14 protein-coding genes are annotated in these 14,645 nt (G+C 63.7%); 9 read left to right on the top strand and 5 right to left on the bottom strand.

Translation table 11 applies throughout. The annotated features are described in order from the left end of the window. Positions 1-25 precede the first annotated feature (25 nt). From asd to M2395_RS31085, 3 genes are read right to left on the bottom strand one after another with little or no spacing between them, the layout of a single operon-like run. Complete coding sequence (gene asd, locus M2395_RS31095; protein WP_015633932.1) at positions 26-886, bottom strand: archaetidylserine decarboxylase; 861 nt, start codon at positions 884-886, stop codon at positions 26-28. A gap of 18 nt (positions 887-904) precedes the next feature. Further along, complete coding sequence (rhdA, locus tag M2395_RS31090; RefSeq protein WP_015633933.1) at positions 905-1,720, bottom strand: thiosulfate sulfurtransferase; 816 nt, start codon at positions 1,718-1,720, stop codon at positions 905-907. Positions 1,721-1,763: 43 nt separating this feature from the next. Beyond that, positions 1,764-3,302 (bottom strand): HDOD domain-containing protein, encoded by a 1,539-nt coding sequence (locus M2395_RS31085; RefSeq protein ID WP_123431201.1) that lies wholly within the window; start codon positions 3,300-3,302, stop codon positions 1,764-1,766. Between the two features lie 166 nt (positions 3,303-3,468). On the opposite strand from M2395_RS31085, the gene motA reads away from it, so the two are divergent. Together motA and motB are read left to right on the top strand one after the other, a co-directional pair. Further along, positions 3,469-4,320, top strand: a complete 852-nt coding sequence (gene motA, locus M2395_RS31080) for a flagellar motor stator protein MotA (RefSeq protein ID WP_011058928.1) — start codon at positions 3,469-3,471, stop codon at positions 4,318-4,320. 3 nt (positions 4,321-4,323) lie between these two features. Beyond that, positions 4,324-5,424 (top strand): flagellar motor protein MotB, encoded by a 1,101-nt coding sequence (gene motB / locus M2395_RS31075; RefSeq protein ID WP_077933263.1) that lies wholly within the window; start codon positions 4,324-4,326, stop codon positions 5,422-5,424. Between the two features lie 52 nt (positions 5,425-5,476). Here the strand turns inward: motB and rsgA are convergent, their stop codons facing one another. Beyond that, positions 5,477-6,508 carry a small ribosomal subunit biogenesis GTPase RsgA gene (gene rsgA / locus M2395_RS31070; protein ID WP_011058930.1) on the bottom strand — a complete coding sequence of 344 codons (1,032 nt, stop codon included), beginning with the start codon at positions 6,506-6,508 and terminating at the stop codon, positions 5,477-5,479. Between the two features lie 108 nt (positions 6,509-6,616). Between rsgA and orn the strand changes: the two genes are divergently transcribed. Together orn and M2395_RS31060 are read left to right on the top strand one after the other, a co-directional pair. Beyond that, a complete protein-coding gene (orn, locus tag M2395_RS31065; protein WP_011058931.1) occupies positions 6,617-7,159 on the top strand; it encodes an oligoribonuclease in 543 nt (180 codons plus the stop codon). Between the two features lie 117 nt (positions 7,160-7,276). Continuing rightward, a complete protein-coding gene (locus M2395_RS31060; protein ID WP_169893104.1) occupies positions 7,277-7,891 on the top strand; it encodes a trimeric intracellular cation channel family protein in 615 nt (204 codons plus the stop codon). On the opposite strand, the gene queG is transcribed toward M2395_RS31060, so the two are convergent. Further along, on the bottom strand, positions 7,873-8,952 hold the full coding sequence (gene queG / locus M2395_RS31055; RefSeq protein ID WP_011058933.1) for a tRNA epoxyqueuosine(34) reductase QueG: 1,080 nt from the start codon (positions 8,950-8,952) through the stop codon (positions 7,873-7,875). The two genes, M2395_RS31060 and queG, sit on opposite strands and share 19 nt — an antisense overlap. Before the next feature lie 63 nt (positions 8,953-9,015). Between queG and M2395_RS31050 the strand changes: the two genes are divergently transcribed. From M2395_RS31050 to miaA, 5 genes are read left to right on the top strand one after another with little or no spacing between them, the layout of a single operon-like run. After that, complete coding sequence (locus tag M2395_RS31050) at positions 9,016-9,876, top strand: NAD(P)H-hydrate dehydratase (RefSeq protein WP_011058934.1); 861 nt, start codon at positions 9,016-9,018, stop codon at positions 9,874-9,876. After that, on the top strand, positions 9,864-10,334 hold the full coding sequence (tsaE, locus tag M2395_RS31045; RefSeq protein WP_015633937.1) for a tRNA (adenosine(37)-N6)-threonylcarbamoyltransferase complex ATPase subunit type 1 TsaE: 471 nt from the start codon (positions 9,864-9,866) through the stop codon (positions 10,332-10,334). The genes M2395_RS31050 and tsaE overlap by 13 nt, the downstream gene beginning before the upstream one ends. Before the next feature lie 3 nt (positions 10,335-10,337). Continuing rightward, a complete protein-coding gene (locus M2395_RS31040; protein WP_197731927.1) occupies positions 10,338-11,765 on the top strand; it encodes an N-acetylmuramoyl-L-alanine amidase in 1,428 nt (475 codons plus the stop codon). Continuing rightward, a complete protein-coding gene (mutL, locus tag M2395_RS31035; protein ID WP_015633938.1) occupies positions 11,762-13,672 on the top strand; it encodes a DNA mismatch repair endonuclease MutL in 1,911 nt (636 codons plus the stop codon). The genes M2395_RS31040 and mutL overlap by 4 nt, the downstream gene beginning before the upstream one ends. Continuing rightward, positions 13,672-14,643, top strand: coding sequence for a tRNA (adenosine(37)-N6)-dimethylallyltransferase MiaA (miaA, locus tag M2395_RS31030; protein WP_011058938.1), 972 nt, complete (start codon positions 13,672-13,674; stop codon positions 14,641-14,643). The genes mutL and miaA overlap by 1 nt, the downstream gene beginning before the upstream one ends. The last annotated feature ends 2 nt before the right edge of the window (positions 14,644-14,645 follow it).

Here is a 14,645-nt window from a genome sequence, read left to right as displayed (position 1 = left end):
GTTTTTTATGTCCGGCATTCAGGCCTCAAGCCTTGGGCAGGCCCAGGCCCTGGCCCATCCGCACGGGCGAGCCGGCAGCCAGCTCTTGGGCCCACTGCACCTGGTCCGGGCCAAACAGCACGATGGCCGTGGAGCCCAGCTTGAAGCGGCCCATTTCGGCGCCTTTCTCCAGGTGGATCGGAGCGCGGGCGGCTTCGTCGTAGCGCACGGTCTTGAGTTCGCGCTTGGGCGGCGTTACCAGGCCGGCCCAGACGGTTTCGATCGAAGCGACGATCATCGCGCCCACCAGCACCAGCGCCATCGGGCCGCGCTCGGTATCGAAGATGCACACCACGCGCTCGTTGCGTGCGAACAGCTCGGGTACGTTTTCAGCGGTAGTCTGGTTGACCGAGAAGATCCGGCCCGGCACATAGACCATTTCCCGCAGGGTGCCGGCCAGGGGCATGTGCACCCGGTGGTAGTCCTTGGGGGAGAGGTAGATGGTGGCAAAGTCGCCGCCCATGAACGGCTGTGCCAGGGCCGGGTCACCGCCCAGCAGTTCCAGCACGCTGTAGCTGTGGCCCTTGGCCTGGAACACTCGGCCGTGTTCGATCGGGCCCAGTTGGCTGACCGCGCCGTCGGCAGGGCTGAGCACCGCGCCCGGGGTCGGGTCCAGCGGCCGCGCGCCGTCTTTGAGGGCGCGGGTGAAGAAGGCGTTGAAGTGCTCGTAGGCGGTCACGTCCTCGACCTGGGCCTCGGACATATCCACTTGATACTGCTTGGCGAACCAGCGGGTGAAGGCATTCTTGAACCAGCGCACGCGGCACTCGGCAATGCAGCCGGCCAGGCGCGACAGCAGGTGATGAGGCAGCAGGTACTGGCTGATGATGAACAAACGCTTTTTCATTGGGTGTCCTTAAAAACCTTAAATCTCTACGGGCGTATCGGGATGATTGCCCCATTCGCCCCAGGAACCGGCGTAGCCCTTGACCCGTGGGTAGCCCAGCGCCTTGGCCACCAGATAGGTGAAGCCGGAGCGATGGTGGGTCTGGCAGTGGGTGATCACTTCTTTGTCTTTGCTGATGCCCAGGTCCGCAAGGATCTGTGGCATGTCGCGGCGGATGCGCAGGTGGCGTGCCTGATCCATGCCGGCGGTCCATTCGAAATTCACCGCGCCGGGGATATGCCCGCCCTTGGCTGCCAGGACTTTTTCGCCGGAGTACTCCAGCGGTCCGCGGGCGTCCCAGATCACCAGGTCCGCCGCGCCGAGACGGCTTTGCAGGTATTCGCGGGTGGCGGTGGGCTCGTCATGCAGGGCCAGCGCCACGGGGCCGCCGACCGCGGCCGGCACTTCGGTAGACACGGGCAGGCCTTCCGCCAGCCAGGCCGGCAGGCCGCCGTCGAGGTAGTGGTAGCGGTGGTGGCCGATCACGTCCAGCAGCCAGATGAAGCGCCCGGCCCAGCCACCGCCTTCATCGTCGTAGACCACATAGACCGCGTCCGGGTTGTGCCCGAGTTCGCCGAACAGCGTTTCAAGCGCCGCTTGCGGCGGCAGCAGCCCGGGAGCCGGCGCCTGGCCCAGCTGAGTGCGCTTGGGGTCGACGAAGCGCGCCCCGGGAATATGCCCGGTTGCATAGCGGGCAGCGCTGGTCAGGTCGACCAGGATCAGTTCGCGGGCGTTCAGGCGGGCGAGCAGGTCGCTCGGTTCAATGACCAGCGGCAAGCCAGAGAAGTCAGACATGTCAGGTCCCCAGGGCGCAAAGGGAAGGATTGTAGCGCAAGCGTCATTGGCTGCGGTTGGTAAAGCTGTGCAAGGCTTTTTCGATGCACTGGGCGGTCTTGCCGAAGGCCTGGACGCTGATTTCCGAGAACGGCACGCCGCCCTGGTCGGCGATCGCCAGCATCAGTACCCGGCCATTGCACGACAGTGAGCGGATCAGCAGGTGTTCGCCGCGAAACAGCTGGCGCAGCGAGCTTGGCAGGTGAGGGGCGAACTGGGCCCGGTTGGCCGGGGTCAGGCGGATCTGCGCGGATTTTTCCAGCAGGCGTTGCAACAGCGGGCTCTGCTTGGCCTGCAGGGTCAGGCTGGCCGCTTCCCTGGGCATGCCGTAAAGCTGTTGCACTCGCAGGTGGCTCAGGCTGCGATCGACCATCAGCAGCATGACCCGATGCATGCCGCACGCCGCCAGGGCATCCCGGGCAAAGCCGGTAAGGTGCACGGCGTTGGTAAAGGGGCTGGGGTCCAGCAACAGTTCGCCGCAGAGCTTGCGCCACTTGGCCAGTTCCAGTGCGGTGGGCGCCGGGGCTGGTTGTTCGCCGTGATGCAGGCGTCGGGCATCCCAGGGCCAGAGCAGGGCCTGGGCCGGGTGCCAGAGATCGGGCTGGGTGTCGTTGCGGGCGCTTTGTACGGCCTGTTGGTGCAACTGTTGCTGGACCTGGTCCAGGGGGATCTGCAGATAAAGAGCGGTAAGGTTCTGCCAGCGCCGGCCATGGGGGCTGTTCCAGGACTGTTGCGCCGCCAGCGCCAGGCCGTTGGCCAGCAACACAGTGTTGGCCGGCTGGTTCAGCCAGCGCCGCAGGTCCGGTTCAGCGTCCAGGCGTTGTTGCTGGCGCAGCGGGTTGTCGCTGTCGCGGGCAATCAGCATGACCTTGGCCAGCAGGTGCTGCTCCTGGGTCAGCAGGCGATAGCCCTGCTGGACCCAGATCGGCAGGTGCCAGGCCAGGACCAGGGCCTGGCACATTTCCATCAGTCGCACTCCGAACAGTTGCAGTTCAACGTCGTGTGCGGATTCGTGCTGGTAGATGACCCGCAGTTCCCACTCTTCCAGCAGCTTGGGATAGACCAGGGCCATGGCCCACAGCGGCGAGAGAAACAGCAGGCTGCCCCAGTGGATGTCCTGCCAGAGTCGCGCCAGGCGTCCGGCAAAGAAGCCATTGGCTTGCTGGCTGGCGTGCTGGCTGATCAGCTGGAACTGGCGCAATGCCTGGGGGATCTGCTCTTCAGGCAGCGTCGGCAGTTGCTCGAGCAACTCCTCGGTACGCTTGAGGCCCAGGCGGTTGACCGCGATCTCCAGGTTTTCCGCCGGTTCGCTCATGCTGCCGTGGGAATGCCGGTTGGCTTCGCGGATCACGCTCAAGGCCAGTGCCGGGCTGTTTTGCATCAGATCGACAATCTCCCGCAGCGAGCTGCGGTTGTTGGCAATGGCGCGGCAGACCCGGTCATGGCTGGCCTGGGGCACCGGCAGGCGCACGCCATTGAGGAGCTTTACCCAGGCGTCGAGAGAGGCGGGCGGAGAATGTGGGACGCTGGTTTCATTAGACATGGTCGGGCGCAATCATCGTCTGCTGTGAACACGCCCAGAGCGGGCCAAACTGGCTTTTCGCCTTAACTGGCTATAGTCTGGCGCAGTTTTGCCGATAAGTAGAAGAAGAGTTTTAAGAACTTCCGAATATGACCTTGAACCCGACTCAATAAGTACTCCCCTACCTATGGCTAAAATTATCGGCATCATCGTCGTATTCGCGAGCGTGCTCGGCGGATACGTGCTTTCCCACGGCAAAATCGCGGCACTGATCCAGCCTTTCGAAGTGCTGATCATCGGCGGCGCAGCCTTTGGCGCATTCCTCCAGGCCAACCCGGGCTACATGACGATGCACGTCGTCAAGAAATCCCTGGGCATGTTCAGCTCGCGCTTCACCCACACCTTCTACCTGGAAGTGCTGGGCCTGATCTACGAGATCCTCAACAAGAGTCGTCGCGAAGGCATGATGGCCATCGAAGGCGATATCGAGGACGCCGCGGCCAGCCCGATTTTCGCCAAGTACCCGGCGGTGCTCAAAGATGAACGCATGACCGCCTTCGTCTGTGACTATCTGCGCATCATGTCCTCCGGCAACATGGCTCCCCACGAGCTGGAAGGCCTGTTCGACATGGAGCTGTTCAGCCTCAAGGAAGACCTTGAGCATCCATCCCATGCGGTCAACGGGATTGCCGACGGCATGCCCGGTTTCGGTATCGTCGCGGCGGTATTGGGGATCGTGGTGACCATGGCTTCCCTGGGCGATGGCGACCAGAAGTCCATCGGCCTGCACGTAGGTGCGGCACTGGTGGGTACTTTCTTCGGTATTCTCGCGGCCTATGGCTTCTTCGGCCCGCTGGCCCACTCCCTGGCCCACGACGCCAAGGAAGAACTGAACGTCTACGAAGCCATCAAGGCGTCGCTGGTGGCCTCGGCTTCCGGCATGCCGCCGTCCCTGGCCGTGGAGTTCGGGCGCAAGGTTCTGTACCCGGCGCACCGTCCTAGCTTCGCCGAGCTGGAACAAGCGGTTCGCGGTCGCTAAGTCATGGAAAATAATCAGCCGATTATCATCAAGCGCGTCAAGCGCTTCGCTGGCGGACATCACGGGGGCGCCTGGAAAATCGCCTTCGCCGACTTCGCCACGGCGATGATGGCGTTCTTCCTAGTGTTGTGGCTGCTGTCCACGGCCACCCCGGAACAGAAGATCGCCATCGCCGGTTACTTCAAGGACCCGATCGGCTTCTCGGAAAGCGGTACGCCCTACATCATCGACCTGGGCGGCTCCCCTGAGCTGGCGCCGGACAACACCCTCAACCCCGAGATCAAGTCCCAGCCACAACCGGACAAGGTCACGGTGGATGCCGACCAGGTGGAGGGCATGGCCGAGCAGGTCGAGCGCGAGCGTCTCGAGTTGCTGTTGCAAGAGTTGCAGAACAAGGTTGAAGAAAACCCGCAACTGCAGAAGTTCAAGGACCAGATCCTCTTCGAGATCACCCCGGACGGCCTGCGGATCCAGATCATGGACGCCGAGAACCGGCCGATGTTCGACTCTGGCAGTGCACGTCTGAAGCCGTATTTCGAAGACATCCTGCTGGCCATGGCTGACACCATCAAGACCGTGCCGAACAAGATCAGCATCAGCGGTCACACCGACGCCAAGCCCTATTCGGGCACTGGCGACTTCGGCAACTGGGAACTGTCGGCCAACCGGGCCAACGCTGCGCGTCGGGCGCTGGTGGCGGGTGGTTATCCTGATCCGCAAGTTGCGCGTGTGGTGGGCTTTGCTTCGTCGGCTCTATTCGATCGCAAGGACCCGTTCAACCCGGTCAACCGGCGCATCGATATCGTCGTGCTGACCAAGAAGGCCCAGCGTGCCATCGAGGGTGAGCAGACCGATCCCAATGCTCCGGTACCGACCCAGGGTAGCGGTGCTCCCGGTGAAGTACCGGGGGCGGCAGCCGACCCGAATGCCTTGCCGCCCGGTAGCGAACCGCTGCCGGCGCACGAGGTGCGTCAACGTATGAATATCTTCGAGGACGGTGTGCTGAAGATGGACGAGCAGGGTGCGGCGGGCCAGTCTTCCGCTCCGGCTCCGGCTCCCACTGCTCCGGTGGCGCCGCCCGCTACGCCGGGCACGGCGAAGTGACAAACGACAAGGCCGCGAAGATCGCGGCCTTGTCGTATCTGGGTCAGGTCAATCAGTAGCTGTTGTCTGGCAGGCTGGCGAGGATCGAGCGGTAGCTGTTCATCCGTTGCTGCTGGATGCGCCCATCTTCCAGGGCCTTGAGCAAGGCACAGCCTGGCTCGCGATCGTGCTTGCAATCGCGGAAGCGGCAGGTGCCCAGCAAGTCATTGAACTCGATGAACCCGGCCTCGACATCGGCGCGGCTGACATGGCCGAGGCCGAACTCACGGATACCGGGGGAGTCGATCAGCTCACCGCCACCGGGGAAGTGGAACAGGCGCGCGGTCGTGGTGGTGTGAGTGCCCTGGCCGGAGAACTCCGACAGCGGGCCGACGCGGGTTTCGACTTCCGGCAGCAGGCTGTTGACCAGGGACGACTTGCCCACCCCCGACTGGCCGACGAATACACTGATGCGCCCGTCCAGCAGGGCTTGCAACTGCTCCATGCCGTCGCCGTGATGAGCCGAGACCTCCAGCAGCGGGTAGCCCAGCTGGCGGTAGACCGCGAGCAGGGCGTTGAGCGCAGGGGCGTTCTGCTCATCGATCAGGTCGGCCTTGTTCAGCAGCAGCAACGGCCGGATTCCAGCATGCTCGGCGGCTACCAGGTAGCGGTCGATCAGGTTGGCGTGGGGCTCTGGCATGGGCGCAAACACGATCACGATCATGTCGACGTTGGCGGCCACCGGCTTGAGTTGGCCGCGGCTGTCCGGGCGGCACAGCTCGGTGCTGCGCGGCAGTTGCGCGACGATCACCCCGATGCCCTGGTTGCCGGCGCGCCAGACCACCTGGTCGCCGGTCACCAGGGCCGGCAGGTTGGCCCGCAGGTAGCAGCGGAACACCTGGCCGGCCGTTTCGCCTTCGCGAGCCTCGACTTCGACCTGGACGCCGAAGTGGGCGATGACCAGGCCGGTCTGTTCCGGGCCCAGGTCGCCACCTTCCAGCGCCTCGACGGCAGAGGACTCGCGTTTGGCGGCGCGGGCGGCGCGCTCACCCTGGATCTTTTCGATGCGCCAGTTTTGGCGGCGATTGAGCTGGCGTTTGGCCATTGGTGTTCCGTGTCGATAATTACGGCGGATAGGTAAAACGGCGGCGAGTTTAGCACGCCGGGCAGGCCCTCTAGGCTAAACTGCGCAACTACGCCGAGGAGCCCACCCATGCAAAACCCGCAGAACCTGATTTGGATCGACCTGGAAATGACCGGTCTGAACCCTGACACCGACGTCATCATCGAGATGGCCACCATTGTCACTGACAGCAACCTCAACACCTTGGCTGAAGGACCGGTCATCGCCATCCACCAGAGCGACGAGATCCTCGCCGGCATGGATGAATGGAACACCCGCCAGCACGGCGGTTCCGGTCTGACCCAGCGGGTTCGCGAAAGCCGCATCAGCATGGCCGAAGCAGAAGCCCAGACCATTGCCTTCCTGGAGCAGTGGGTACCCAAGGGCAAATCGCCGATCTGCGGCAACAGCATCTGCCAGGACCGGCGCTTCCTGTACCGCCACATGAAGGCTCTGGAAAGCTACTTCCACTACCGCAACCTGGACGTCTCGACCCTCAAGGAACTGGCCGCCCGCTGGGCGCCGGACGTGCGCGACAGCTTCAAGAAAGGCAGCACCCACCTGGCCCTGGACGATATTCGCGAGTCCATCGCCGAGCTCCAGCACTACCGCAAGCACTTCATCAAGTTCTGACCCGCAGGCGCCGGCTTGCCGGCGAACGGGCGCCCGCTGCGACTCGGCGCCCGTACTTGCCCCCTTTTGGTGCCCGCTTCAACTGAGTAGACTGCGCGCCTTCCTGCAAGGACCGCCATCATGCTGTTGATGCTTTATCTGATTGCCATTACCGCCGAAGCCATGACCGGCGCCCTGTCTGCCGGCCGGCGCGGCATGGACTGGTTCGGTGTGGTGCTGATTGCCTGCGTCACCGCACTCGGCGGCGGTTCGGTGCGTGATGTGCTGCTGGGCCACTACCCGCTGACCTGGGTCAAGCACCCGGAATACCTGGTGCTGACGTCGGTGGCGGCGTTGGTGACGATCTTCATCGCGCCCTTGATGCGTCACCTGCGCTCGCTGTTTCTGGTGCTCGACGCCGTGGGCCTGGTGGCCTTTACCCTGATCGGCTGCATGACTGCCCTGGAAATGGGCCACGGCATGCTGGTGGCTTCAGTCAGCGGGGTGATCACCGGGGTCTTTGGCGGCATCCTCAGGGACATCTTCTGCAACGATATCCCGCTGATCTTTCGCCGCGAGCTGTACGCCAGCGTGTCCTTCGCCGCGGCCTGGTGCTACATGCTGTGCATCTACCTGCAACTGCCCAGCGAGCAGTCGATCCTGGTCACCCTGTTCGGCGGCTTTCTATTGCGCCTGCTGGCGATCCGTTTTCACTGGGAAATGCCCAAGTTCGTCTACAACGACGAACACTGACGGTTGGCGTGCTGGTCCAGGGCCCATTGCACATGTTCGCGAACCAGTTCCGAGGGGTAGTCCTGGCGGGCCTTGAGGGCTTCCAGCACCGGAATGCTAGAGGGTGCGTTGCCCAGGCCCACCGCCAGGTTGCGTAGCCAGCGCTCGTAGCCGGCGCGGCGCAAGGGTGAACCTTCGGTATTGCTGAGGAATTTGTCCTCGTCCCACATGAACAGCTCTGCCAGTTCTGCATTGTCCAGGTTGTGCCGGGGCTTGAAGTCGCCCTCGGCCGTTGAGCGGGCGAAGCGATTCCAGGGGCAGACGATCTGGCAGTCATCGCAGCCGAATACCCGGTTGCCGATCAGCGGGCGCAGGTCTTCGGGGATGGCGCTTTTGAGCTCGATGGTCAGGTAGGAAATGCAACGTCGGGCATCCAGCACATAGGGGCCGACGAAGGCGTTGGTCGGGCAGATGTCCAGGCAGGCGGTGCAGCGGCCGCAGTGCTCCGTGGCGTGGGGCGCGTCCACCGGCAGGGGCAGGTCGACGAACAGTTCACTGAGGAAGAAGTAGCTGCCGGCTTTGCGATTCAGCACCAGGGTGTTCTTGCCGATCCAGCCGAGCCCGGCCTGTTCGGCGATGGCTTTTTCCAGCACCGGAGCGCTATCGACGAAGGCGCGGTAGCCAAAGGGGCCGATGGCTTGCTGGATGCGCTCGGCCAGTTGCTGTACGCGCTTGCGGATCAGCTTGTGATAATCGCGCCCCAGGGCATAGCGCGAAACATAGGCCTTGGAAGGCTGGGCCAGGCGCTGGGCCATCTGGGTGTCGCCGGGCAGGTAGTCCATGCGCAGCGAAACCACCCGCAGGGTGCCAGGCACCAACTGGTCGGGATGGGAGCGTTTGCTGCCGTGGGCGCCCATGTATTCCATCTCGCCGTGGTAGCCGGCGGCGAGCCAGCGTTCCAGGTGCTGCTCATGCTCGGCCAAGTCCAGGCCGCTGATGCCGACTTGTTGAAAGCCCAGTTCGCGGCCCCAGTCCTTGATCGATTGGGCGAGAGCGGGAAGATCCTGGGTAATAGCGGGCATGAGGCGAGAGAAACCGGGGCTGAGGTGCGTATAATTCTGCCAGACATCGGAGCTCGAAGACGCATGCCGCAGACAAAACACCCTCTACCTGACGTTCAGTTGCTGACTTCTGGCCATTTGCCACATCTGAATGGACGACTTCGCGATGCCCACAAGGGTCAGTTCGGCCACCTGTTGCTGATTGGGGGCGATCGAGGTTTTGCCGGCGCCGCCTTGCTGAGTGCGGAAAGTGCCTTGCGCAGTGGCGCGGGGCTGGTGTCCCTGGCGACCCGCAGTGAGCATGTGGCTGCCGCTGCGGCGCGCTTGCCTGAGGTCATGACCCAGGGCACTCATTCGGCCAACCAGTTGATGGGGTTGCTGGCTCGGGCCACGGTGCTGGTGGTCGGGCCGGGGTTGGGGCAGGGCGCCTGGGGGCGCAGTCTGCTGTCGGCGGCGGCCAATGCGCCGTTGCCCCAGGTGTGGGATGCCGATGCCTTGAACCTGCTGGCCGAGGGCGGGCTGCAACTGCCTGCCGCGAGTGTCATCACTCCCCATCCGGGAGAGGCGGCGCGGCTGCTGGGTATCTCCAGCGCCGAGGTGCAGGCGGATCGCCCTGCAGCGGCCCTGGCGTTGAGCAAAAAATACGCAGCGGTTGCGGTGCTCAAGGGGGCCGGTAGCCTGATCGCCACTGCCGATGGGCGACTGGCCCGCTGTGACGTAGGGCATCCGGCGATGGCCACGGCAGGCTTGGGTGATGTGCTGGCTGGCCTGATCGGCGCCTTGCTGGCGCAAGGCTTGTCGGCATTCGATGCCGCCTGCCTGGCGGTCTGGCTGCATGCCAGCGCGGGCGAGCAGCAAGGCAAATTGGGCCGAGGGCTGGCGGCCAGTGATCTGATTCCAGCCATTCGTCAGTTGTTGGAGGAACAATCACCGTGTCTGAGTTAACCCTTTTTCTGGCCGACGAACAGGCCATGGTGGAATTTGGTGCACGTATTGCCCAGGTGACCCAAGGCGTGGGGGTGATCTTCCTCGAGGGTGACCTGGGAGCGGGCAAAACCACCTTGTCGCGAGGGATCATCCGTGGCCTGGGGCACGCGGGGGCAGTGAAGAGCCCGACCTTTACCCTGGTCGAACCGTACGAGATCGGCTCGGTGCGGGCTTTCCACTTCGACCTGTACCGCCTGGTGGATCCTGAGGAGCTGGAGTTCCTGGGGATTCGCGACTACTTCGAGGGCGATGCTCTGTGCCTGCTGGAGTGGCCCCAGCGTGGTGCAGGCTTTTTGCCAAAGCCTGACCTGACCATTACCATTACCCCGCATAACAATGGGCGTTCTGTGCATCTGTTGTCTCAAGGCTCGCGTGGCGAGTCCTGGTGTGCCGCTTTGGCGTTGGAATTCAAATAATTGATGGGGTTAGGTATGCGCATTCGCGCGTTGGTTGCTGTCGTAGGACTGTTGCTTACGGCATTGGCCGTCGATGCTGTGGCCGCTACACAGGTTCGCAGCGTCCGCCTGTGGCGGGCACCGGATAACACGCGACTGGTATTCGACCTGTCCGGCCCGGTTCAGCACAGCGTCTTTACCCTGACGGCCCCGGATCGTCTGGTGATCGATATCAATGGCGCGACCCTTGGCGGTCCGCTGAACGTCGCCACGGCCAATACACCGATTACCGCCATGCGCTCGGCACAGCGCACGCCCAGTGACCTGCGGGTGGTCATCGACCTGAAAAAGGCCGTCACGCCGAAGAGTTTCACCCTGGCGCCCAACGCTCAGTACGGCAATCGCCTGGTGGTCGATCTGTTCGACAACCCGGCTGACGCCGCGCCACCTACTGCGCCGCCACCTACTGTGGCCACTGTCCCAGCAGTGCCCGTCACTCCGGCGGAGCCGGCGATCAAGCTGCCGCCAGCCCCGGCGGGCAAGCGCGACATCATTGTGGTGATCGATGCCGGCCACGGCGGCGAAGACCCGGGTGCCTCCGGCTCCCGCGGGCAGCATGAAAAAGACGTGGTGCTGGCCATTGCTCGCGAATTGCAGCGTCAGGTCAATGGCCTCAAGGGTTTCCGCGCCGAGCTGACCCGTACTGGCGACTACTTCATTCCATTGCGCGGTCGTACCGAGATCGCCCGCAAGAAGGGCGCCGACCTGTTCGTCTCGATCCACGCCGACGCTGCGCCTTCGGCCGCGGCCTTTGGCGCATCGGTGTTTGCCTTGTCTGAACGTGGTGCCACGTCGGAAACCGCGCGCTGGCTGGCGGACAGCGAGAACCGTTCCGACCTGATCGGCGGGGCTGGCAACGTCAGCCTGGATGACAAGGACCGGATGCTGGCCGGGGTGCTGCTGGACCTGTCGATGACAGCGTCCCTGACCTCCAGTCTGAATGTCGGGCAGAAAGTCCTGAACAACATCGGCCGGGTGACTCCGTTGCACAAACAGCGGGTGGAGCAGGCCGGGTTCATGGTGCTCAAATCCCCGGATATTCCGTCGATCCTGGTGGAAACCGGCTTTATCTCCAACTCCAACGAGGCCTCGAAGCTGGCCACCGCCAGCCATCAGCAGGCCCTGGCGCGTTCCATCAGCAGCGGCGTGCGGCAGTTCTTCCAGCAGAACCCGCCACCGGGCACCTATATTGCCTGGCTGCGCGATTCCGGGAAGATCGCCCAGGGGCCGCGTGATCACCGGGTCAATCCGGGGGAAACCCTGGCCATGATCGCCGTGCGCTATCAGGTCTCCGCGGCCACGCTACGCAGTGCCAACAACCTGAAAAGCGATGAATTGAAAGTGGGGCAGGTGTTGACCATCCCCGGTACAGAACTGGCGGCCAAGGAATGAGTGAATCGGTAATCAGTAGCGCGCGCATCGAGCTGCTCAGCCCGCGCCTGGCCAACCAGATTGCCGCGGGCGAGGTGGTCGAGCGCCCGGCTTCGGTGATCAAGGAGCTGTTGGAAAACAGCCTGGACTCTGGCGCCAAGCGCATCGATGTGGATGTGGAGCAGGCCGGGGTCAAGCTGCTGCGGGTACGTGACGACGGTAGCGGTATTTCCTCCGACGACTTGCCGCTGGCCCTGGCCCGGCACGCCACCAGCAAGATCCGTGACCTTGAAGACCTGGAGCGGGTGATGAGCCTGGGGTTTCGCGGCGAGGCCCTGGCTTCCATCAGCTCCGTGGCGCGCCTGACCCTCACGTCCCGTACCCGGGATGCCGAGCAGGCCTGGCAGGTGGAAACCGAAGGCCGGGACATGGCACCAAGGGTGCAGCCGGCGGCGCACCCGGTAGGCACTTCGGTGGAAGTTCGCGATCTGTTCTTCAATACGCCGGCACGACGCAAGTTCCTCAAGGCGGAAAAGACCGAGTTTGATCACCTGCAGGAAGTGATCAAGCGCCTGGCCCTGGCGCGTTTCGACGTGGCCTTCCACTTGCGGCACAACGGCAAGAGCATCCTCAGCCTGCACGAGGCCAAGGACGACGCCGCTCGTGCCCGTCGTGTGGCAGCGGTGTGCGGTTCGGGCTTCCTGGAGCAGGCGTTGCCCATCGAGGTCGAGCGCAACGGCTTGCATCTGTGGGGCTGGGTGGGCTTGCCGACCTTCTCCCGCAGCCAGGCGGACCTGCAGTACTTCTACGTCAACGGTCGCGCAGTACGGGACAAGCTGGTGGCTCACGCGGTACGCCAGGCTTATCGCGATGTTCTGTTCAACGGTCGACACCCGACCTTTGTTCTGTTTTTCGAAGTCGACCCGTCGGTGGTCGACGTCAACGTGCACCCGACCAAGCACGAAGTGCGTTTCCGTGACGGGCGCATGGTGCACGACTTCCTTTATGGCACCTTGCACCGGGCCCTGGGTGATGTGCGGCCCGAGGATCAGTTGGCGGCGCCGGCGGCGGTCGCCGGCATCGTGCGCCCGACAGGTATCGAGGCCGGTGAGTTCGGGCCTCAGGGTGAGATGCGCCTGGCCGCGAACCTGGCTCTGGAGCAGCCCCAATCCCAGCCGAACTTCAATGCGCCGGGCGCGGGAGCCGGCAGTGGCTATCAATATCAGTACACGCCACGGCCACAGCCAGTGTTGCCGGCCGCCGAGAGCCAGGGCGTGTACCGCGAGTTCTTTGCCCCGTTGCCGGGGGCGCCGGCGGCGGCTTTGCCGGACGGCCAGGAGGACATTCCGCCCCTGGGCTATGCCCTGGCCCAGCTCAAGGGGATCTACATCCTGGCGGAAAACGCCCTGGGTCTGGTGCTGGTGGACATGCACGCGGCTCACGAGCGGATCATGTACGAGCGCTTGAAGGTGGCCATGGCCAGCGAAGGCCTGAGCGGCCAGCCGCTGCTGGTGCCGGAGTCGATTGCCGTCAGCCAGCGTGAGGCCGATTGCGCTGAAGAACACATGAGCTGGTTTCAGCGCCTGGGCTTCGAGCTGCAGCGCCTGGGCCCGGAATCCCTGGCGATCCGCCAGATCCCGGCATTGTTGAAGCAGGCGGAAGCCAATCGCCTGGTGCACGACGTACTGGCGGACCTGATGGAGTACGGCACCAGTGACCGGATCCAGGCCCACCTCAATGAGCTGCTCGGCACCATGGCCTGCCACGGCGCGATCCGCGCCAATCGACGCCTGGCCCTGCCGGAAATGAACGCCTTGCTGCGGGACATGGAAAACACCGAGCGCAGTGGCCAATGCAACCACGGTCGACCGACCTGGACCCAAATGGGCCTGGACGATCTGGACAAACTCTTTCTGCGCGGCCGTTGATGACCCAGCTTCCTCCAGCGATTTTCCTGATGGGCCCGACCGCTGCGGGCAAGACCGATCTGGCCATCGAACTGACCAAGGTGCTGCCTTGCGAGCTGATCAGTGTCGACTCGGCGCTGGTCTACCGCGGCATGGACATTGGCACCGCGAAGCCTTCCAGGGAACTGCTGGCGCAGTTTCCCCATCGCCTGATCGATATTCTCGACCCTGCCGAGAGCTACTCGGCGGCGGATTTCCGTACCGATGCGCTGGCGGCCATGGCCGATATCACCGCCCGGGGCAAGATCCCGCTGTTGGTGGGCGGCACCATGCTGTATTACAAGGCGCTGCTTGAAGGCCTGGCGGACATGCCCGCGGCGGATCCGCAGGTACGTGCCGAGCTGGAGGAGGAGGCTGCACGTCTTGGCTGGCAGGCCCTGCACGACCAGCTGGCGGCGGTGGACCCCGAGTCGGCGGCGCGGATCCACCCCAACGACCCCCAGCGTCTGACCCGGGCGCTTGAGGTCTATCGGGTCAGTGGCCTGACAATGACCGCCCATCGCCAGCGTCAATTGGCGCAAAGTACTGAAGCAGGCGCATCGGGACGCAGTCAATTGCCCTATACTGTCGCCAATCTGGCCATCGCTCCGGCGAATCGCCAGGTACTGCACCAGCGTATTGCACAAAGATTCACACAAATGTTGGAACAGGGATTCATTGACGAGGTCGTAGCTCTGCGTTCCAGAAGTGACCTGCATGCCGGGTTGCCGTCTATACGTGCAGTGGGCTACCGCCAAGTCTGGGATCATCTGGATGGCAAGCTGACGTCAGCCGAAATGCAGGAGCGGGGCATCATTGCCACGCGCCAATTGGCGAAACGCCAGTTCACCTGGTTACGTAGTTGGGCTGACCTGCAATGGTTGGACAGCCTGGATTGCGACAATCTGCCACGCGCCTTGAAATACTTGGGGACGATCTCCATATTGAGCTGAGT

The organism is Pseudomonas sp. BIGb0176, from assembly GCF_024810175.1.
In the GTDB taxonomy this organism is placed as follows: Bacteria; Pseudomonadota; Gammaproteobacteria; order Pseudomonadales; family Pseudomonadaceae; genus Aquipseudomonas; species Aquipseudomonas protegens.
Note: the sequence above shows the minus strand (reverse complement) of the source record. Positions and strands in the feature narration are given on the sequence as shown.